Consider the following 22,403-nt stretch of genomic DNA (forward strand, 5'->3'; position numbering starts at 1 on the left):
TTATACGTTTTTTTTGTTAATAACTTTACTTTTTTCAAAAGTCTATTAACACATTATACACAAGTTATCCACATATTATACACAGAAATTTATAAAGTTTATTTTGTACATATTTTTGTAACTAGAACAGTCATGTCATCTTCGATTTGTAACGCTTGTAACTCCAATGCTCTATCTAATATTAAATTTGAAATTTCTTTTGGATTAGTAGTTTCTATGTTTTTTAAGAAATATATTAACCAATTATCACCTAAATTGTTATTTCTTCCTGCATCTACAATTCCATCAGAAACCATTATAACATAGTCCCCTTCCTTAACTTTTACATTTTTTCTATCAATCTTTACATCTGACAATATACCCACAGGTAAAGATGATGATGATATTAAATCAACTTCTCCATCCTCTCTTTTTATATAGGTAGAACATGCTCCCATCTTTATAGTTTCTAAACACCCTCGTTTTAAATCTAAAATACCTAAGTCGAGAGTTGAAAACATTTCTTCTGAAGACTTTAATAACAACATATTATTTATAGTATCTATAACTATTTCATCTTTAATCTTTGCATCTATCATTTTTTCTAGTATATCAATAGTAGCAGAAGACTCTTCATAAGCTTTTTTACCTTTTCCCATACCATCGCTTATAGCCATCATATATTTGCCATCATTTATCTCCATATATGTGTAGTTATCTCCACAAAGGATATGTCCATCCCTTGACATTGCTGAAACTTCTGTAACAGCCTTATATTTTTGAGACTTAACAAATGTTGCTTTACATTTACCTCCTAAACAGTGACATCCTATTTTTCTAACAGACATATTCTCTCCTACTAGGTCTGAAATTATATCTACAATTTTATTTTCACACATGCAACCATCATTGCAAGTTTTCTTTTCTATTGATATTTCAAACTCGCTGTTACTCTTTGTTAAGTAACTTACTTTATCAACAGTTATATCATATCTCTCTAATTGTTCATATATATTTTTTTCTTTCTCTATATCTAACATTATATCGCCCTCTAAATCCTGAGACAGCGATTTAATTGATTTTGAAATACTCCTTATCTGATTTGCTATTAATTTTCTACTTTCTGAAAACTTCACACTCCAATCATAATCTAATACAAACATTTTATAATAGTGATTTGATATTTTCACTATTGACTCTGGCTTCATACATTCCTTTCTAAAGTTTTTAGGTATATCGTTTACACTTAATTCTCCTTTCTCTTCAATTTTTTCAAGAATATTATATATCATAGTGTATGTATGATTAAATCTTGATTCCCAACACATTCTTCTCATACTACAACTTTTACATTCATCATTATGAATCATATCTATTACATTAGCTATGTCTCTTTGGTCTAGAACCTTATCCTTTTCTCTTATCTTGTCAAATGTATCTGCAAGGTCATCATAAGTTTTATAGATACTGTTTAATCGGCTATTCGTTAAGTTTTTGCTTCTCATAATATAATCGTATACAATTTCATTTGAAGCTACATTACTTTTTATTAATTTTTCAATCTTATTGAATAACCTTTCAGGCAACACAATCACTATCAAGCATCCTAACAATATATCTCTTAGTTGCATCATATTTGAAGTAATACCAGAAGTATATAGGTATATTATTGTCCAACTTAGAATATATCCTAATATACAGAAATATTTATTTATTTTATTAAATGCACCACTTATTAATCCTGAAAAAGAATATATACCCATATAAATAGCTGATGTCATATTATTTAAAATAGATGCCACTCCAATAATTACACCACTAGATGCTCCCATGGTAGCTCCACCTACTATTGAGGTCAGTAATATCAATACCGTTGACAAAATGGTCCTTATCGATATTCCAAATAAAGATATATCTCCTATCCCCATTATACTAAAGGTTAGCAGTAAACTTATTGATATGGCTTCTTCTGTCCGTACAGACATCCTATTGTTTACATTGGCCATTAAACCTATACCATAAGAAAATACATATATAGATATAAACATTATTATTGCTTCTACACCTGCAACAAGCAGATTATACACACACCTATCAGAAAGGAACGCTTGTCCCATGGAAATTGGAAGTAATACCATTGCACCTATAAACGCCACTTTGGCAATTGAATCTAATAGTTTTAGTTTCTTATTTAATGCCATAAATATTGTAAGGCACACAGCATATTTTGCTACATTTCCAAAATCATTGAATGATAACAATATCCCTATTAATGCTGATATAAATACAGGTATCTTGTACTTATCAATCTTTGATGCACATATAAAAAAGGCAATCCCTAAAGGAGCTACAGAGTCTACTATGATAGACCTACTAAGTAAAAATCCCATTACAGCGAATGACACTGTAGTAAAATCAATATATCCGCTTATTAATTTTATGACATTTGGTTTTACAGTTTTGTTCTTTACAACTGCTACACTTCTTTGCATAAAAAAACCTCCTCTTTTGTTTATATTAAGAATTGTAACAAAGAGGAGTAATTTTTTTTGTCATAATCGGTTCCAAATATCAAAAAATATTAATACATTTTTTTTGACTTTTGACATATTAAGCCTTCCAAATTATCGTATTCACTTACGGTTATTTCTTCTATTTCTAATTTTTCCATTATTATATTCAATATTTTTACACCAGCAGTTATAATATCCGCACGTTTTTCTTGTAGCCCTTTTAAGTTCTTTTTATCACTTAATGTCATCTTTATTAATTTTTGTAGAATTTCTTCTATTTCTTTTTTGCATATCTTACTATTATGTATTTTTTCCATAGAGTAAATTTCTAATTCTTGATTAATTGCTGACAATGATGTGATTGTACCTCCTATACCTATAAGAGTTTTTAATCCCTTTTCTTTTATGTAATTTAAAGTCTCACTGATTTCGTTATATATAAATGAACTCATAGCTTCAAACTCTTCATTTTCAATGATATCGTGTTTTAAAAATTTTTCTGTCATTCTAAGAGCTCCTACATTTTCACTTTTATTAAATTTAATTCCATCTGAATCACCTATAATAAATTCTGTTGAACCTCCTCCAATATCTATAACAATAATATCATTATCTTCTTGTATGCCTTCTAAAACACCTTTAAAGCCCAAATTTGATTCTTCTATACCTGTAACTATGTCAACATCAATACCAGCCTCTTCTTTTGCTAGTTTAACAAAATAATCTCCATTTTTACTATCTCTAAGAGCAGATGTCCCCATACAATAAATATTTTCACATTTTTCATCATTACACTTGTCAGAGAATTCTTTTAATGCTTCTATATTTCTTTGAATCGCATCTTCCTTTATATATCCCTCGCTATCTACACCTTGCCCAATTCTAGTTGTGTTAACAAATTTTTTTCTATTTATAAGTTTTCCATCCACATAATCTACTATCAACAATCTCATTGAGTTTGTTCCAATATCAATAGCTCCTATTTTCATTATAAAATTCCTCCTTAAATCAAAATAAAAAAGTCATCCTTAAACTGAATGACTTTTTTATTCAATCTTAAATTTTAAAATCAATACTCTTGTAGACTTCTTGGCAACTTTTAATCAACGATTTATATCTACATAAACGGTTTCATTAGGCTTTACCATGTTTAACCTTTTTCTAGCTATTTCTTCTAAGTCTCCTTCATATGATTTTTCATCTTTCTTTAAGCTGTTTATTTGTATTTCAGTCTTTTTTAATTGTTTATTTAGACTTGCTATTTCTGTTTTATATTCTTTAGCTTTTTCGTACTCAAATACAAATCCTGTCATTATACTAAAAATTGATATTCCTAAAAATAAACTGATAACAATAATTTGTCCTGAAAATTTTTTTCTTAAGTTCATTTTTCCTACACCCTTTTTTTAGTTTTAGTTTTTTTCTTAGATTTTGATTTTTTCTTGTTTTTTGATTTTTTATTTGATTTTCTCTTTATACTTTTTTTTGTTGCTATAAATATGTTTGGTATATAAAATATAATATCAAATAGTAGGTGTAGTGAATAGATTATAACGTAATACAAATTGTTTAAAAAACTGACTATGTAGTATGTAACTTTTTTAAAAGAATTCCTCACAAAACGAATTATTTTATTGATAATTGATAAAACAATTTTACTTATGGTGTTATAGTATAAAATAAAACCAATAAACAAAGCCACAAAATGGTAATATCTTAAATTAAAAAACTCTGTAAGGTTTATTGTTATAAATATTATAATGGTTGCTAGAAACCAAAATAATACATCAAAAATTATTGCAAAATAATTGATGAATTTAAAACTCCCTCTCAGGCTTCTATAAAAATCAAACAACACTCCTATGAGTATTCCACCATAAATAGTAGCGTAGAAAATACTTACATCTTGAGTAAAAGGTATCATCTATCTAAATACCTTTTTCAAAAAACTTTCTTGTGGCTTTTTAGGCTTTGCATATACCATAGAATTTATAGTTCCATCTATGCTAATTATATTTTCGTCTATACTTAGCTTGCTCATATCTAGGTTTTCGCCTTCAATTACCATCTCACCAACAGAAGTTTTAAGCTCTACTCTTTTATCATTAAAAGAATATATGTGCTCAACTCCTGAAATAACCAGCTTTGATCTATCTTTCAAAGTTATGTTCTGTTCCATAATATCCCCCCAGTAAATATTTCACTAATACTACTATTAATATACTAGAGGACTATTAATTTTATTCTAAAATTTCGTACATTTCTTTCGCATCATTTTTTAATACATGCTCTCTTACTTCATTTATCTTAAACTTCATCTTCTTCTCTCCAAATTGTATTTCTAATGTATCTCCAATATTCACTTCTGAAGAAGATTTAGCGACTTTTCCATTTATAGTGACAATTCCTTTATCACATGCATCTTTAGCAACAGTTCTTCTCTTTATAATCCTAGATACTTTTAAAAACTTATCTAATCTCATAATTATCACCTTCCTTAGCTCTATAGAAAAAGTGTGGTAAATTTATCCACACTTTTTCACAAGATTTCTAATTATCCATTTATTGTATCCTTTAATCCTTTTCCAGCTTTGAAAACTGGTGCTTTAGAAGCTGGTATATCTATAATTTGCTCTGGATCTCTTGGATTTCTTCCTTGTCTAGCAGCTCTTTCTCTTGTCTCAAATGTTCCAAATCCAACTAATTGAACTTTTTCATTATTTACTAGTGCATCTTGAACAGAACTCATAAATGCGTTTAACGCAGCCTCTGCTTCCTTCTTTGTTAATCCACTTTTTTCTGCCATCTTTGATACTAATTCAGCTTTATTCACGATATTTACCTCCTAAAAATGTTTATAATATAGACTCCTATCTTTCTGATAAAAGTTCTAGATTTTTGACAAATTTCCTTCCACAATTTTATTGTTTTTTAGCCTGATTCCAAAATTCATCCATCTCTTCAAGTGTCATGTCTTCTAATTTCCTATTTAAATTCATTGCACTTTTTTCTACAAACTCAAATCTATTTATGAATTTATCTGTAGTACAGTTCAAGGCTTCTCCTGAGTCTATGTCTAAAAATCTAGCTAGATTTACTATCGAAAATAATAAATCGCCTAGTTCTTCCTTTATGTATTTTATATTCCCGACCCTGTGTTCGTCAAGTAATTCCTGATATTCTTCTTCAATTTTTTTAAATACATCTTCTACATTGTCCCAATCAAAGCCAACAAGAGCTGCTTTATGTTGAACTTTACTAGCCTTCATAAGAGCTGGTAAATGTTTTGGTATTCTTCTAAGGCCATCTGTTACAGTGCTTTCGCCTTTTTCTTCTTTCTTTAACTCTTCCCAAGTTTTTTCAAACTTAGACATATCTAATTTTACACCATTAAATATATGAGGATGTCTATGAATTAATTTTTTGCATATACCATTTACCACTTCTTTTAAATCGAAGTAGCCCTCCTCATTACCTATCTGACAATGGAATATAACTTGTAAAAGAACATCTCCTAGCTCTTCTACCATTTCATCTATATCATTATTATCAATTGCATTACAAAGTTCATATGCTTCCTCTATAACAGAATTTTTTAATGATTGATGTGTTTGTTTTTTATCCCATTCACATCCAGATGGGCTTCTTAATGTATTAACTATTATTTCTAAGTCATGTACTGTATTATACATCTTTTTAGAACTTTTGGGTATATATAAGCTAGTTAAATAGTCAAAAAAGTTTTCATTTCTGTCTAATTCACATAATTTTATAAACTTTTTACTTTCTAAATCTTTGACACCTGCTCCATTTACTATACATATTTCTTGATTATAATCATAATATTCCATAAGTTTTAACTTTACATTTGATGCTATAAATTTATCATACACTTGAGTTATTATCATACTTGTATCTAAATCTATATATGAGTTTTCTATCTCAAAAGCATCTATCAATTTAAATCCATCAGATGGGTCTATAGCTAAATAGTTAAACATAGCGTCTACAAAGCTCATAGAAGGTACTATCTCCACTTTTATGTGCTTTTCATTGGCAAGTCTCTCTATTATACTTACAGTCTTTTCTGCGACCCTTGGATGACCAGGAACCGCATATACTAAGTCACCTTTTGTAGATTCTTCTATAATAAATTCAGATATTTTTAAGTAAACACTCTCAAAGTTTTCCTCATTTTCATAAAAGTAATCTAAAGAAGTGTATTGTATAGTTTCTTTAAGCTTATCAATTATCGGATGTTTCTCTGTTCTAAAAAAGACTCTAGGGCTATTTTTTAAAGATTCCAGTACACCTTGACTTATAAGAGAATAGTCTCCTGGTCCAAGCCCTACAATACTTATCTTACCCATAACATCACTCCCATTAGCAAATTTCACTTTATTTTTGTATTGTTATACAAATAAGGAGCTTTACTATTTGTATAGTATTTCCTTTATTTGCATATATATTCCTATATTATCTTATAAGTTTAACTTTTTTTAACAATTTATATAATTTATCACCTTTTGGCATAGTTAGTATCTCTTCTTTTTTAATTCCGCCTATTCCAAGTATAACTACTACATATACAATACCACCAACACCTATTGCGATTATTGTAGATATACTATTGCCCAATAATCCAACTAAAGCACCATAACTCAACTTAACCATTATAAACATTGTCATAACTGTTATAAATGGTTTTATTATAAATTCCTTCTTAGGAAATTTTACATTCATATATTTCTTAACATATAATAAGTTAATCATAGCTGCCACAAAGTATGCTGTAACTGTTCCAAAAGCTGAACCTAATACATTAATATCTGGAATACCTGTCAATGTATAACTTATAACAATCTTACATAACATACCCACACATAAAGCAATTACGGGAACTATTGGTTTTCCCATTCCTTGAATTATACCAGTCAATGTTTGTATTAATCCTAAGAACAGTACACATGGAGTAAGAGTAAACAAGATAGTTCCTACAGATGATGGCTCATGTGGAAATAAAAGACCCATTATTGGTATCGCTAATGATGCCATACCAAACGCACAAGGTAATACTATAAGTAAAGTCACCTTAACAGCACTTTTAGTATCTTTTCTAGCCTTTGATTTATTACCTAATGCATATGCTTTAGAAATAGCTGGAACTAAGCTCATACTCATTGCAGTTGTTATAACGGCTGGTAAATTTATTGTTGCCATTGCCATACCTGTCAATTGACCAAACATTGAATTTGCTACTTTATATGTAAAGCCTGCTTCCATAAGTCTTCTTATTACAATAACATTATCTATCATATTTACAAGTGGCATTACTGATGCACCTATTGTTATCGGAATAGCAACTGTTAAAAGCTTTTTAAAGATATAAGAAACTTGTTCATCCTTAAACCTTTGACTCGCATCTATCTCAGCTCTACGTTCTCTTCTTCCTAACATATAAGCAAACATCAGATAAACCATAGATGCTACTGAACCTATTGTAGCTCCTGATATAGCACCCGCTGCTCCTAAAGTTTGCCCAAAGCTTTTCATAAGTAGGTAAGCCAAAGTAAGACCTAATACAACTCTAAAAAATTGCTCTGCAACTTGAGACACAGCAATCTTAGTCATGTCTTGTCTACCTTGGAAATATCCTCTATATGCTGACATTGCTGGAACAAATAATAAAGCTGGAGCAATAGCTTTCATAGAGTACAATGCACCAGGATTTTTCATTATGTTTGTTACTATGTAGTCAGCTCCAAAAAACAATATACAAAATGATATTATACCAGTTATAAATAAAACTGTATGTGATACTTTAAATATCTTATTTGCACCTTTATAATTTCCAATGGCAACTTTTTCCGAAACCAACTTTGCCACAGCTGTTGGGAATCCAGCAGTAGCTAATGTTAAAAATAGAGTGTACACAGGATAAGCAGCCTGATAGTATCCCATTCCTTCTGAACCAATCATGTTTCCAAGGGGAATTCTAAAAAATCCACCCATTATTTTTACAATTACACCTGCTAGCCCAAGTATAAGGGCTCCTTTTAAAAAGGAGTCTTTGTTTTTGTTATTGTTCATAACATAACCTCCATACTGTTTATATAACAAACTTTAATATACCATATTTTTAATGCTATATTCAATATTTTAAACAAAAACTTCAAAAGACCTTCACGTAAAAGGTCTTTATGATAAAATTATTGAACTTGTTTTCCTAAAAAGTTAGCAGCTATTTTTAAAGATTTTTCTTCACTTTCTGCAATTGTATCTTTATCTTTTGAAACAACTACAATCGAACCTATACAGTCACCAGATGCACTAATTATAGGCATAATAACTTGACTAATATATTCCTTTTGGTCTTCTTTAAATAAAGGTAAAATATTTTTATCTTTTGAGTATTTTACTGTTCTTTCACTTATTATTGCTTCTAACTCATCACTTATACTTTTTTCTTTATAATCTTTTTTAGGAAGTTTAGATACAGCTATTATAGAATCTAAATCTGTTATTAATACACCATATCCTAGTACTTCTGCTAATGTTTCAGCATATTCCTGAGAGAATTCATTTAATTCTCCTATTGGAGAGTATTTTTTAAGTATGACTTCTCCATCTTTTGCTGTGAATATCTCTAAAGGATCTCCTTCTCTAATTCTTAATGTCTTTCTTATCTCCTTTGGGATAACTACCCTTCCAAGATCATCTATTCTTCTAACTATACCTGTTGCTTTCATATTTTTTAATCCCTCCATAAATTACTTTAAGTTTATTTTTACCATTGTTAAGAAAAATATACAAAAAAAGCTATATCTTCTCCAGATATAGCTTTTTTAAGCATATTACTATTTTTTTAGTTTTTATATTGTGATTGTATTTATTACTTTTTCATCTTTTTCTACTTTAGCTTCTTTAGTTAATTTTTCTATTTTCTCTTGATATTTATTTTTTAATAATTGTTCTTTTATAGTTTCTTTAGAATCTTCAAATGGTGTTTGTTCATTTACTTTGTCTGTTACTTTAATTATATGGTATCCATATTGAGTTTCAACTAAGTTAGATATTTCACCCTTTTTCATAGAAAACGCTGCTTCTTCAAATTCAGCTACCATTTGACCTCTTGAGAAGAATCCTAATTTACCACCATCACTTGCTGAAGCATCTTGTGAATATTTCTTTGCAACCTTTGCAAAATCTTCACCTGATTTAACTTCTTTAAGGGCTTCTTCAGCTTTTTTCTTGGCTTCTGCCTTCTTCGCTTCTGAAAGTGGCTTATTGTTATCATCTACTGTTTTTAATAAAATATGAGAAGCTTCTACTTCATCTTTTTTGAATTCATCTTTATGTGTATCATAGTATTTTTTCATTTCTTCATCTGATATTTTAGTTTCTTTAGTAAAATTAGCTTGATAGTTTTGCATAGCTAAATCTTTTTCTTGTTGGTCTTTTAAAAATGTATCATCTATACCTAATTTTTCAAGTTGTTTTTTATAATTTTCATCTTTACTCATAGCGTCTTTTAAATCTTTAAAACTTTTTTCAACATCTTCTTTTTTAGGAAGTAAGTTATCTTTTTTAGCTTGTGAATATATGACTTCTGTAGTTATAAGTTGTTCAAGAATTAAGTCTTTAAACTTGTCCTTATACTTTACTCCTTTTTCAACTTCTTTGTCCCAAATGTCTTTTCCATAAGTTTGTTCCATAGAATCTTTATAAAGAGCTATAGTTTTTTTAAATTCATCTGATGATATTTTTGTACCATTTACTGTTGCTACAGTTCCATCTGTGCTTGCGCTACAAGCTGTTATTGATACTACAACTATCATAGCTATTACTAACGTTATTACTTTTTTCAAATTTAAAACATCCCTTCTTAAATTTACAAGTTATTTTACCTTGCACATTTTTTCTAACAGTTCTTCTAATTCTGTAACTATATTATAACCTATTTTTTGTTTAGTTCTATACTTTGTTATTGGAACTAATAATATTTCATCTTTCACTTGTCTAATTTTTTCTATTTTTAATATCTTACACAATGATTTTATATAAGCTATTGCAAGTAGTGTTTGTACTGGTTTAGGTATATCAGAGAATCTATCTTCAAGTTCTTCTTGTATATCCAACATATCTTCCCTATTTTCAATAGAAGCAATCTTCTTATACATTTCAATCTTAATCAATTCATCCTTAATATAATTGTCTGGAATATATGCATTTACACTTAAATCTATTTCAACATCAATTTCCTCAACAATAGGCTCACCTTTAACCTTTTTAATTGCATCATTAAGCATTTTGACATATAAATCATAACCTATGACTGCCATATGACCATGTTGTTGAGAACCTAAAATATTTCCAGCCCCTCTGATTTCAAGGTCTCTCATCGCTATTTTAAAGCCTGATCCAAATTCTGTAAATTCTCTAATAGCCTTTAATCTTTTTTCTGCTATTTCACTTAAAGTCTTATCTTTTTCATACATGAGATATGCATATCCTTGTCTGGAACTTCTTCCAACCCTACCTCTTAACTGATATAACTGAGCTAATCCCATTTTATCTGCATCGTATATAATCATGGTATTTGCATTGGATATATCCATGCCTGTTTCTATTATTGTAGTACATACTAGCACATCATAGTCTTTATTTAAAAATCCTAAGATTATATTTTCTAGTGATTTAGAAGTCATTCTTCCATGTGCAACAGCTACTCTAGCATCTGGCACAAGCTTTTGAATCATACTTGCCATTTCTTCAATATGTTCAACTCGATTGTATACGAAGAATACCTGTCCACCTCTGCTTAATTCTCTTTCTATTTCATCTTGAATTACGCTTTCCTTACTCTCAGTAACATACGTTATTACAGGATGTCTTTCTTGCGGGGGTTCTTCTATAACACTCATATCTCTTATCCCACTTAAAGACATATGTAGAGTTCTTGGTATAGGAGTTGCTGAAAGTGTAAGAACATCTACTGTAGATTTAATTTTCTTTAAAGCTTCTTTGTGTTTTACACCAAATCTTTGTTCCTCATCAATAACTACAAGACCCAAGTTTGGTAAATTTATATCTTTAGATATTATTCTATGAGTACCAATTAAAATATCTACTAACCCTTTTTTAGCATCTTCAATAATCTGCTTTTGTTGCTTTGGAGTCTTGAATCTACTCAAAACTTCCACTCTCAAAGGATAATTTTCAAACCTTTCTTTAAATGTATTGTAATGCTGTTGAGCCAGTATCGTTGTTGGTACTAATACTGCAACCTGCTTTTGGTCCATACATGCCTTAAAAATACTTCTAATTGCTACTTCTGTTTTTCCATAGCCAACATCTCCACAAACAAGTCTATCCATTACTTTACTTGATTCCATATCATGTTTAGTTTCCTCTATTGCTTTTAATTGGTCTTCTGTTTCTTGATATGGAAACAAGGATTCAAACTCTGCCTGCCAAGGTGTATCTTTTGAAAACTTATACCCTTGTATCTTTTCACGTTTTGCATAGAGTTCAATTAAGTCTTTTGTCATATCTTCAATTTCTTTTTTGACTTTTGCCTTTGCCTTTGTCCACTCATTTGTTCCAAGCTTATTTAACTTAACTTTTTCTACCTCTGCACCAATATATTTTTGTACTTTATCCATCTGATCTATTGGTACATATAAATTATCTCCACCTTGGTAAACTATTTTCATGTAATCTTTTTTGATGGCGTTAACTGTAATCTGTTCAATTCCTGTGTATCTACCTACACCACTATTTTCATGTACTACATAATCTCCAACGCTTAAATCTAAAAATGACTCTATCTTCTTTCCTTTTTTGGCTTTTTTATTACTAGTCTTAGAGGCTCTCTTATAGACCCCTATCATTTCATTATCTGTTATAACAACAAATTTTATGGATTTATACTGAAAACCACTATTTATATGTGCAGGTACAATTACAATTTGAGAAGATTTAATTTCAATATCTCTATCTTTAGAAACAGTTGTTTCTAAGCCTTTATCCAACAAATCTTTTCCTAATTTATTTGCTCTTTCCAATGTATTTGTAGCCAAAATTATTTTATAGCCATTGTATTTCAGCCGATTTAATTCTTCTACAAGTAAGTCTACTTTTCCATTAAATGTAGGTACTTCTCTACTCTCAAAATTTATTATGGATTTTACAGAAAAGTTATTTATAGACTTTGGTAATAGTGAATTTAAGACTACAGACTTGTCTTTTACTAGGTACTCTAAGTCTGTATAGTGGTATAATAGTTTTCCTTGATTTTTAATAGCTAAACCTCTTTCAAGGTTTAATTTGTAATTTTCTCTAAACTCATTTAAGTAATTTTCACATCTTTCCTTAAGTCTTGTTATATCATTGATAAATACTATTGCATCATCTGCTAGATAAGTAAATATACTTTTGTTTTCTTCTGGATAGATATAATCTATATAGTTTTCTACACCTTCAAAATAGGTCTTACTTGATATATATTCTATATTTTGAAAGGTTCCTTCATCAGTATTTTTAGTTGTTTCTTTTTTTAATCTAACTAATGCATCTGTAGTTTTTTCTGGATAAATAAATTCTCTTGAAGGGGTTATAGAGAATTGTTGTAATTTATCAATTGATTTTTGAGAAAATACGTCAAAAGTTCGTATGGAATCTATCTCATCATCAAATAATTCCATACGAATCGGATTTGTATACTCAAGCGAGAATACATCAATAATTCCACCTCTTATACTAAATTGACCAAACCCCTCTATTTTTGAAACTCTTTCATATCCTAAGGAAACTAACTTCTCAGTTAATTTTTCTAAATCTAAACTATCCCCCACTTTGTAATGAGACACACTATCAAGTAAAACTTGTTTTGGTATATATTTTCTTAGAACGGCTTCAATAGAAGTCACTAAAATTATTTTTTCTTTCTTTGCTAGTTTTAACAACACCTTTAATTTTTTTGCTTCTTCGTTTCTGTCCTTTGCATCTAAATGATAAAAGTAAATATCTTGAAACCCTAAATATTCGACCTTATCTCCAACATAAAAATTTAAATCTTCATATACTTTTTTTGCTTCTAAATCACTACTTGTGATAAAAATCATTTGTCGTGACAAATCATTAAACATAGAATATGATATATGAGGTTTTTGTACTGGTAAAAGTCCATTAACCAATAATGAGCCTTTTGTATTTTTTATGCAGTTTATTATATCTTTATACTCTTTTGAGTTCTGCAAAGGATATAAAAAAACATCATTCATTTAAATCTCCCTCTCACTATCCATTGTATTTGTTCATAGACATGTCTATATTTTCTCTTATTATTGAGTCAACAGCACACGCCGCTTTTTCTAGTGCTTCATTTATATTATCAGATTCTTCTTTTCTAAATCTAGAAAGTACAAAATCTGCTAAGTCTTGGCCAACTTCTGGCTTAGATACACCTACTCTTACTCTTGGGAAATCATTTGAACCTAAGCACTTCGTTATAGATTTCATTCCATTATGAGTACCACCACTTCCTTTTTTTCTTATGCGTATCTTTCCAACATCTAAATCTATATCATCATACACTACTACTATATTATTTAAATCTACCTTATAATATTTATATATATCTATTAATGTTTCTCCACTTAAATTCATATAAGTTTGTGGTTTTACTAGTAATACTTTTTCAGCACCTACTCTACCTTCGCCAATTAAAGCTTTGTGTTTTATTTTAGTAACACTAATGTTGTATTCTTTTGCAAGAATATCTATGACATCAAATCCAACGTTATGTCTAGTCTTTTCGTATTTTTTTCCTGGATTTCCTAACCCTACTACTACGTACATTTTTTACCTCCTGTTATAGAAATTTATATAACAAACTATAATAAAAATCAAATATATTATACTCTGTAAATATTATTATAATTGTCGCTAGAGAAATAAATGGTGTAAAAGGAATTTGTTTTTTGATATTTATATTTTTAAAAATTTTAATTACATATAAAATAACAAAAAATAAAAATGCTAAAATAAATGATAAAATTATCACATAAAATCCATAGTTATTTCCCAATGCAAAGCAACATAAGCTATAGAGACCTACATCTCCATAGCCTAATCCTTTTGTAAATTTAGCAATAATATAAGGTATAATAAAACCTATTGCCAGTCCAAATATATGACTTATATAGTCAATTTGCACTATATTGCAAAAGATTAAAAAAATTACACCTTGAACTATTATACCACTAACTATTGTTATATCATATACATATATTGTGTAGTAGTCTATAATAGATATAATTATTAAAAATGGAATCAATACTATATATTGTACACATTCTGTACTAATCCCAAATTTTAGATATATTAATACAGATAAAACTACAGTTACTATGTAAATAAAAAGCATATTATACGAACTTTTCTTTAATCCATCACAAAAAATATATAAGGATTTATTTATCAAATATGCAAAAAATAAGGAAATTATTATTATATACTCCATAGTCTACAGTACTATGTAGTAGGGTTAATAATAATATTGTCCTTATTGATTACTTTAATTCACTTTTATAAAAATTAAAATTACATTAAACTTAACTATCCTCTACATAAGTATAGAAAAGTAAAATTCAAGTAATTGTCTTCCAAATAAAATTGTTATTAATGCTCCAATTGATATAAATGGCCCATAAGGTATAACAGAATTGTATTTCTTTCCCTTTATCTTGCTCAAAACTATCACACAAATTCCATATACTGCCCCTACATAAACACTCAGTAAAGCTGTTAAAAGACCATTTTTAGCACCCATATATAAGCCTAACATTGCGAATAGTTTAATATCTCCTCCACCCATGCATTCTTTTTTTATTATGAATTCAATTAGAACTACTATAAGCCAAACGCTTCCTCCACATACAAAAGCACCTATAATAGAATCTTTAATTGAAACTTCTTTTAGTAGAAGATTAAAAATTATAGCAAATATAGCCCCAAAAACTAGTATCCTATCTGGTATTATAAAGTGGTCAATATCTATAAATGTTATTACAATTAATAAAGATACAAGAACCAAATAATAAATAGTTGATATGGATATTCCATAAACCATAAATACTGTTAAAAATAAAATTCCTGTAATTAACTCTACTATAGCATATCTACTAGAAATTTTCTCACCACAATATCTGCATTTTCTCCCACTCATTAAATAGCTAAAAACTGGTATTAAGTCCATAGTCTTTAATCTAGTATTGCAACTCATACAATGAGATGGGGGACTAGAGATAGATATACCTTCTGGAATCCTAAAAATACAAACATTAAAGAAACTTCCAAATACTAGCCCAACTACAAATACATATAAATTAACGACTATAATTTCCATTATAACTTACTCCACCTATCATTCTAGTCATAAATTCTTGGTCAGTACATCTACTAAGTGCCATATCTTTTGTAATCTTTCCATTTTTATAAAGTTCCATTAAATCTTGATCCATAGTTTTCATACCTGCTTTAACTCCAGTTTGTATCATATTTGGAATTTGATATGTTTTTCCTTCTCTTATTAGATTTTTTATTGCTGGTGTTGCAAACATCAATTCAATTGCAGCTATCCTACCCTTCCCATCTGATGTAGGAAGTAATTGTTGTGATACTACCCCTTCACACACTGTAGACAATTGAGTTTTTATTTGTTGTTGTTGGGCTGGCTGGAACATGTCCACTATTCTGTCTATTGTCTTAGCAGCACCAACTGTATGTAGTGTTGAAAATACTAGATGTCCTGTTTCTGCGGCTGTTAACGCTATTGACACAGTCTCAGGGTCTCTCATTTCCCCTATTAGTATTACATCTGGGTCTTGACGTAAAATAGCTCTAAGAGCTGAGTGAAAACTTTCTGTATCAGTTCCTACTTCTCTTTGGTTTACTAAACTTTGTTTATGGTGATGGACATACTCTATTGGGTCTTCTAGTGTAATTATATGTTTTTGTTGCGTTTCATTTATTATATTTATCATACTTGCAAGTGTTGTACTTTTACCACTTCCTGTAGGTCCTGTAACTAAAACCAATCCTTTATGTCTTTCAGTAAAAGATTTTATGTTTTCTGGAAGTCCTAGTTTCTCAAAAGTTGGTATTTCTGCTGTTATAGTTCTTATTGCTATTGCATAATTTCCTTTTTGTCTATAGGAGTTTACCCTAAATCTTTCTCCAGTTTTTAGAGAAGCTGAAAAATCAGCTTCTCCATGTTCTTCTATTACTTTAAACATAGATTCCCCTGCTATGTCTTTTGCCATTTGCATCGTTATCTCTGGTGTCAAGATTTGTTCACTTAGCTTTACAAATCCACCTTTTACTCTAGCTACAGGATTTGTACCAACTGTTATGTGTATATCTGATGCATTTAAACTTATTGCTTGCTCTAATAAATCATAAATATACATAATATTTATTCTCCATATCTTTTATTAATTTACTTATTTTTTTAGTAATAAACATACAAAGTTATTTTATTACTTATTAGTTTATACTAAGTTATAGTTTTGTGTTTAGTTTACTTTTTTGTACGAACTTATGTCATGACTAATTGAAATTTTATCTTTTATGTCATAATTATCTAATATATTTGAATCTACATTTATATTAAATTTAACTTTAGCTTCAACTTCATATTTTGAATTTGAGTTTTCTTCAACACCTAATCCAAGAATATTTTTTTGTCCATCTTTAACTTCTACCTCTTTTATTCCATCTTTATCACCAGTTACTACTAAACTTAACTCTGCCCCTGAGCCATTTTCTTTTAATTCTGGCCAGCTTTCTTTCGTCATGTCGTAGTCAGCTTTATAAAAAGGTATTTTTATAGTAGCATCTTCTGTTTTATCAACTTCTTGAGGTTTTAATTCCTTCAGTCTACATTTTATCTCCGCTAAAAGCTCATTTTGTATATAATCAAAAGTTGTTATCAAAGTCATATTATCATATTTAACAGGTATTTTCTCATAAGACATACTTTTTAACTGATTACATTGGTCTGATATCTCATATAGTAACTCTTTATATTCCAAAAAATCTTCTGCTGTATTTTTATTTCCACTATATATATTCTCACTTAATTTTTCAAATTTCCTTACATTATTTCTCAAGTGAACCCTCAAAGCATTAAATCCTTCAGTTTGATTTGGTAAGAGTTTTAACAAGTTTTCTAATGTATCCCAGTTACTATTCCAACCATATCTCTTCCCATTTATTATAGGATTTTGTATTAAGTCATAATATTGTTGAGAATCTGGAATTCCATCAGATATTTCTACTTTTGGTTCATCAATATGAAATGTATGTCTGTATTCAATCATATTTTGCATTGCCAAAGAAATACTATCTAAAGCTTTATAAGTGTATGAAAATGTCCCATTTAAATGTTCATTTTCAACTTTATTTCCTTCTAAAAACATTTTTAAAAGAATATCATTATTTACTAACTTTGCCTGAAGTAATGTAGTTGAATCTATATCTCCAACCAAAATACTTTCATTTATTTTACTGATATCTCCAGAAGTATAAGTCTTACAAATTCTTAATGTAGAATCTCTATGTGAAAGAATAGTTTCAGCTATATCTTCAATATCCCTATCCTCAAATATATTTAAACCCTGTAATTTTTTTAACTCTATACTAGCTTTTTCTAAATCTGGAGCAGCTTTATTTAAATAGAACTTTATATTATTCATATACCCAAGTCTCTCCACTGGAAGATTTTCCTCATCTTGATTATTAAGTTCCAAACTTGATATATTTCTTAATGCTGACCTTGATATTGATTTTTCTTGATTTTCACTTTTAAGTTCATTATCTATTTTTTCAAGCTCATCATACAATTTTTCATATGCTTTATCAACACTATTTTCCACACATGTATCTGCTAGATACTTGGCCTGTATACCCTCATTAGTAGTCTTTGTAGATTTTATTCTATTAGCTATCTGATTTGAAAATGTCAATCCAACAATAGAAAGCAATGCTACTACAACCAAAACTAAAACTAATGCCGCCCCTCTTTCGTTTTTTATCTTATTATACTTCCTCAAAATCTCACCCCCAAGTAAAATTATTTATCTTTAAATATTTCAGTTACAATTTTAACTTCTTTTTTACTTGAATAGTCATTCATGCTTTTTCCCGTTGCAGTTATTTTGTATATTTGACCACTTTTATCATCTACAATAACCTTTACTTTGTTTGTAATACTTTCCTTGTCAATTATATTTCCGTCTTTATCTTCTACTGTTGTAATCTCTTTATATGGAGTATCATATAAACTCACATCATCCTTGTTAAGTACTTTATCATATACGACTTTGTTTGATTTATCTATTAATTTTTCATATTCCACTGTTCCATCTTCTCGCTTATCCAGACTGTCAAAATCAAATGTTCCACTTTTTATTTTCTCTCTTAAGTTCTCTATTTCACTTTGAACATAATTTAAGGAACTTATATCTGCTTCATTTTTAGTGTTGGCCTTTTCATTAGTATTGATAATATTAAAAAATGCAAATAATATAATTCCCATAATCGCCATAGCTACTAATACTTCAATTAAAGAAAATCCTTTTTCATTACTCTTTTTACTCATATTTTATCAACCTACTTATTTTTTAAATAAATTCCCATTTACCCAATTCTTGACATAACATCAAATGTATAAGTCTTATTATTTAAATCACTGCTTTTCTGGCCTTCTTGAGCTGATTCATTATAATATACACTTACTGTATAAATAGATTTATCAGCTTGTTTTTCTATTTTAAATGGCGTTTCCTTCATTTCTTTATTGTTTTGAACTAATGGTTGATTAGAAATTATTTCTTCTCTAAGTGCATCTTCAGTATTAGTGGTATTTTCTTGAATTCTTGTTACAGAGTATACTCCTGTATTGTTTTTGGTATCTATAGATACTTCATACTTTACTGTATTCTCTGGAGTTTCTATATTGTATTCATAGCCACTACCTGAACTGTTCTTTGTTACATCCTTACAGTTTTCTAAGTCTCTATTTAAATATTTATTAATTAAATTAATATTTACTTGAGCATCTGTAATGATTTGTTGTTTTTTTACTGCTGATGTTATACCATTAAATACTTTATAAGAAATGCTTAAAACTATAGTCAATATAAATACAGCTACTATTATTTCTAATAAAGTAAGACCTCTTTCATTGTTTTTGTACAAGCTCATCACCTATCTTTAAAACCTATTTGGTTTTATTTTGCACTAGATTTAAATGGATTATATTTTCCTGGTCTCCATGAAGATGGATTATCTGTATCAAGTACCATTGTAGTATTTTCTTTAGTATACATTATAAATTTAAATGTAGCCTCTACTACACCTTCTGCTTGTGGAGTTACTACTTCTTTTTTTGTTTCTTTTTCTGTTGCAGCTCTAAGTACACAAGTGTTACATAGATAACTTGTTGACCTATCTAAAAGTTTGTCATTCTTAAGAATTTCTCCTTCTTTTATCAATGGACAGTCATTATATAAATGCCATTTATCTTCGCCTTCTACCCAATATATTTTTGTATCTTTATTTATGTTCACATTTTTAATTAAGTCTTTATTACTTGTTGTCTCTTGTTCTTCTTTTTCTGGCTCTATATATGAAGTCATAGTATAGTCTAATATCTGAGTAACATTTTTTTGCTCTTCTAAATAAGCCATCAATTTTTTAACATTTCTATAATCCCCTCTAACACTTATTGTTGTTGATATTCCATAAAAATGTTCATATTCTCTAATATTTCCAACATCATAGCTAGTTAAGTCAATATTATATGTTTTCATTTTCTTGTCTAAACCAATTAGAAACAGACCATCTTGCATATCATATAATAGGTTTTTACTTTTTTCATTTAATTCAGTTTCAATATTTTTAAGTTGTTTTTCATATTTTGGCATAAGAGCTGTTTTCTCTTTGTATGTATTTAATTTTTGTGTAGCTTGTTTTACAGAATTTTTTGTAAAGACATATTTCTCATATTGTGGATAAAGTCCAAAATATCCATAGGATAAAATAGCAAGTAAAATTACGACTTTTATAATGATTCCCTTTAGACTAACTTCCATTTTAAATATATCTTTTATATCTTTTTTAAATATGTCCTTATTCATTAGTTAATACACCTTCTTTCAGGTATAATGTCATATTAAATGTATAGTTGGAATTCTCTTCATTGCTTTTTATGCTATGCAGTTTAACATCTTCAAAATAATACAAGCCCTTTAATTTATATAAAAACTGACCTACATAAGAAGAATCTTTAGCATTTCCTTCTATGTTTATAACATTTGGTATCTTATCATATAATGGTGTTTTATCATCTTTATCTGTATCATCACTATCAGTTCCACTATCTCCAGTTAATGCTTCTGACACATTTGTAGTCTTATCTTCATTTAAATCACTGCTGGCTTTATCTCCATCACTACTACTTTTTGTATTTGATTTTGTTTCATTACTACTTGATTTATTTGTGGTAGTTTTATTGTTATTTGAGTTCTCAGTTTTATTAGTAGTTCCAAGATTTTGATAAGTCGTTGATAAACTCATTAGTTCAACTCTACTTGGAGTATTTTTATCTATATCATCCAATAGATTTTCCCATTTTACCTTTTTCCCAATTAACATATCATATACCTTTATTTCTTCTGTTTTACTTTGTATCATTTTTTCTATATTTCCAATTTGATAGTAAGCAGACTCAATATTTCTTATTTCATCATTTACATTTTCAAGTTCTTTATTAGCTAAACTGTTTGAAAAAATTAAACATAAATATGGAATAGAAATCACTAAAATAACCACAGGTGCCATTTTCATTACACTTTTTATTTGTTTAGCTTTCATTTGTTTTCTAAGTATATCTATTGGTAGAAAATTTATATTTTCAAAATCTTTTTTGTCTTTAGGCTCTATCATACAACCTAAAAGTTCTACAATTGAATTTATATCATCTTCATCTATATCACCAGATACCATATCAGCTATATCCATTATCTCTGTAAGACCTTGAGAAACATAGTTTGAAAATGCAGAACTAAAAGCCTCATAAATTAATTTATTAGAGTACCTTTTCCCCAATATCAATATAGTATCTGTTACCTTACCAAAGTTTCTTGACGAATAGTAATTCATAAGTCCTTTTGACTCTTCGACCACATTTAATAATTGCATTTCCATATCTTTAGCAGTTATTCTTATTGGTATATTATCACTAATAAATAAAGTATCTTTTTTATATATGTTTATAATTGTGCTATTATCGCTTATATTTGTCACCATTATATCATTGTAATCTAAATTCTTGAGAATTCTTAAATAAGCTGTTGATAATGTATCTATTCTATCTAATACCAAATCAAATTCATGTATTATATCTACAATTGCATTTACTTCTTCTTTCTTTATAGCCCCAATAATCAGATTTAAACTAGCCTCTTCACCTTCTGACCTATCAGATATCTCACTAGATACTTCATATGAAAATACATACTCATCTGATTCCAGGGCCATCATTTCATCCATTTCTAGCTTCATAAATCCATCTAAATCTTTTTTATCCATCTTAGGCAACTTTTGAGGTTTTAGAATTACATCTCTCGTATTCAAACAAAACACTATATGTTTTGATTTTAACTTTACATTTTCTAATGCATATCTCAATAGAGCATACTTTTCTTTAGAAAAATCTTGAGCAATATCCTCTATTGAAAATACATTAAAGTTTTTTATATAAAATTTATCTTTATCATGTTTGTATCTGCCTTCAACTATGGATATAGAATCACCATAATATGATACATAAACCTTATTCAT

21 protein-coding genes are annotated in these 22,403 nt (G+C 28.6%); all 21 read right to left on the reverse strand.

What is annotated here, in order from left to right; genetic code table 11:
• Window positions 1-98: 98 nt before the first annotated feature.
• Window positions 99-2,471, reverse strand: coding sequence for a stage II sporulation protein E (spoIIE, locus tag IC174_RS17870; protein ID WP_227483594.1), 2,373 nt, complete (start codon window positions 2,469-2,471; stop codon window positions 99-101).
• Between the two features lie 89 nt (window positions 2,472-2,560).
• The gene (locus IC174_RS17875) at window positions 2,561-3,481 is read right to left on the reverse strand and encodes a Ppx/GppA phosphatase family protein (protein WP_227483595.1); all 921 of its coding nucleotides are present in this window, start codon (window positions 3,479-3,481) and stop codon (window positions 2,561-2,563) included.
• A gap of 114 nt (window positions 3,482-3,595) precedes the next feature.
• Window positions 3,596-3,880, reverse strand: coding sequence for an FtsB family cell division protein (locus tag IC174_RS17880; protein ID WP_227436281.1), 285 nt, complete (start codon window positions 3,878-3,880; stop codon window positions 3,596-3,598).
• A 5-nt stretch (window positions 3,881-3,885) separates the two neighbouring features.
• Window positions 3,886-4,416: a spore cortex biosynthesis protein YabQ gene (gene yabQ / locus IC174_RS17885; protein ID WP_227436283.1), complete on the reverse strand. Its 531-nt coding sequence runs from the start codon at window positions 4,414-4,416 to the stop codon at window positions 3,886-3,888.
• On the reverse strand, window positions 4,417-4,671 hold the full coding sequence (locus tag IC174_RS17890) for a YabP/YqfC family sporulation protein (protein ID WP_003421411.1): 255 nt from the start codon (window positions 4,669-4,671) through the stop codon (window positions 4,417-4,419).
• A 61-nt stretch (window positions 4,672-4,732) separates the two neighbouring features.
• Window positions 4,733-4,975: an RNA-binding S4 domain-containing protein gene (locus tag IC174_RS17895; protein ID WP_227436285.1), complete on the reverse strand. Its 243-nt coding sequence runs from the start codon at window positions 4,973-4,975 to the stop codon at window positions 4,733-4,735.
• 71 nt (window positions 4,976-5,046) lie between these two features.
• The gene (locus IC174_RS17900; RefSeq protein ID WP_227436295.1) at window positions 5,047-5,325 is read right to left on the reverse strand and encodes an HU family DNA-binding protein; all 279 of its coding nucleotides are present in this window, start codon (window positions 5,323-5,325) and stop codon (window positions 5,047-5,049) included.
• A gap of 88 nt (window positions 5,326-5,413) precedes the next feature.
• The gene (gene mazG, locus IC174_RS17905) at window positions 5,414-6,862 is read right to left on the reverse strand and encodes a nucleoside triphosphate pyrophosphohydrolase (protein WP_227436296.1); all 1,449 of its coding nucleotides are present in this window, start codon (window positions 6,860-6,862) and stop codon (window positions 5,414-5,416) included.
• Between the two features lie 106 nt (window positions 6,863-6,968).
• Window positions 6,969-8,582: a polysaccharide biosynthesis protein gene (locus IC174_RS17910; RefSeq protein WP_227436298.1), complete on the reverse strand. Its 1,614-nt coding sequence runs from the start codon at window positions 8,580-8,582 to the stop codon at window positions 6,969-6,971.
• Window positions 8,583-8,701: 119 nt separating this feature from the next.
• Window positions 8,702-9,241, reverse strand: coding sequence for a stage V sporulation T C-terminal domain-containing protein (locus IC174_RS17915; protein WP_227436300.1), 540 nt, complete (start codon window positions 9,239-9,241; stop codon window positions 8,702-8,704).
• Window positions 9,242-9,364: 123 nt separating this feature from the next.
• Entirely contained in the window at window positions 9,365-10,360 is a 996-nt protein-coding gene (locus IC174_RS17920) for a peptidylprolyl isomerase (RefSeq protein ID WP_227436302.1), read from the reverse strand.
• A 30-nt stretch (window positions 10,361-10,390) separates the two neighbouring features.
• The gene (gene mfd, locus IC174_RS17925; protein WP_227483596.1) at window positions 10,391-13,777 is read right to left on the reverse strand and encodes a transcription-repair coupling factor; all 3,387 of its coding nucleotides are present in this window, start codon (window positions 13,775-13,777) and stop codon (window positions 10,391-10,393) included.
• A 16-nt stretch (window positions 13,778-13,793) separates the two neighbouring features.
• Window positions 13,794-14,354, reverse strand: a complete 561-nt coding sequence (gene pth / locus IC174_RS17930; RefSeq protein ID WP_227483597.1) for an aminoacyl-tRNA hydrolase — start codon at window positions 14,352-14,354, stop codon at window positions 13,794-13,796.
• Between the two features lie 13 nt (window positions 14,355-14,367).
• Entirely contained in the window at window positions 14,368-15,018 is a 651-nt protein-coding gene (locus tag IC174_RS17935; RefSeq protein WP_413927206.1) for a prepilin peptidase, read from the reverse strand.
• A gap of 102 nt (window positions 15,019-15,120) precedes the next feature.
• Window positions 15,121-15,903 (reverse strand): prepilin peptidase, encoded by a 783-nt coding sequence (locus IC174_RS17940; RefSeq protein ID WP_227436310.1) that lies wholly within the window; start codon window positions 15,901-15,903, stop codon window positions 15,121-15,123.
• Window positions 15,884-16,966, reverse strand: coding sequence for a type IV pilus twitching motility protein PilT (locus IC174_RS17945; RefSeq protein ID WP_227436312.1), 1,083 nt, complete (start codon window positions 16,964-16,966; stop codon window positions 15,884-15,886). Before IC174_RS17945 ends, IC174_RS17940 begins: the two co-directional genes overlap by 20 nt.
• A gap of 105 nt (window positions 16,967-17,071) precedes the next feature.
• Window positions 17,072-18,610: a hypothetical protein gene (locus IC174_RS17950; protein WP_227483598.1), complete on the reverse strand. Its 1,539-nt coding sequence runs from the start codon at window positions 18,608-18,610 to the stop codon at window positions 17,072-17,074.
• A gap of 20 nt (window positions 18,611-18,630) precedes the next feature.
• Window positions 18,631-19,158 (reverse strand): prepilin-type N-terminal cleavage/methylation domain-containing protein, encoded by a 528-nt coding sequence (locus IC174_RS17955; RefSeq protein WP_227436318.1) that lies wholly within the window; start codon window positions 19,156-19,158, stop codon window positions 18,631-18,633.
• A 38-nt stretch (window positions 19,159-19,196) separates the two neighbouring features.
• Complete coding sequence (locus tag IC174_RS17960) at window positions 19,197-19,763, reverse strand: prepilin-type N-terminal cleavage/methylation domain-containing protein (RefSeq protein WP_227483599.1); 567 nt, start codon at window positions 19,761-19,763, stop codon at window positions 19,197-19,199.
• 26 nt (window positions 19,764-19,789) lie between these two features.
• Window positions 19,790-20,698: a type 4a pilus biogenesis protein PilO gene (gene pilO, locus IC174_RS17965; protein WP_227483600.1), complete on the reverse strand. Its 909-nt coding sequence runs from the start codon at window positions 20,696-20,698 to the stop codon at window positions 19,790-19,792.
• Window positions 20,691-22,403: a PilN domain-containing protein gene (locus tag IC174_RS17970; protein ID WP_227483601.1), complete on the reverse strand. Its 1,713-nt coding sequence runs from the start codon at window positions 22,401-22,403 to the stop codon at window positions 20,691-20,693. The genes pilO and IC174_RS17970 overlap by 8 nt, the downstream gene beginning before the upstream one ends.

Origin of the sequence: Clostridioides sp. ES-S-0001-03, from assembly GCF_020676075.1 — a bacterium.
Lineage (GTDB): Bacteria > Bacillota > Clostridia > Peptostreptococcales > Peptostreptococcaceae > Clostridioides.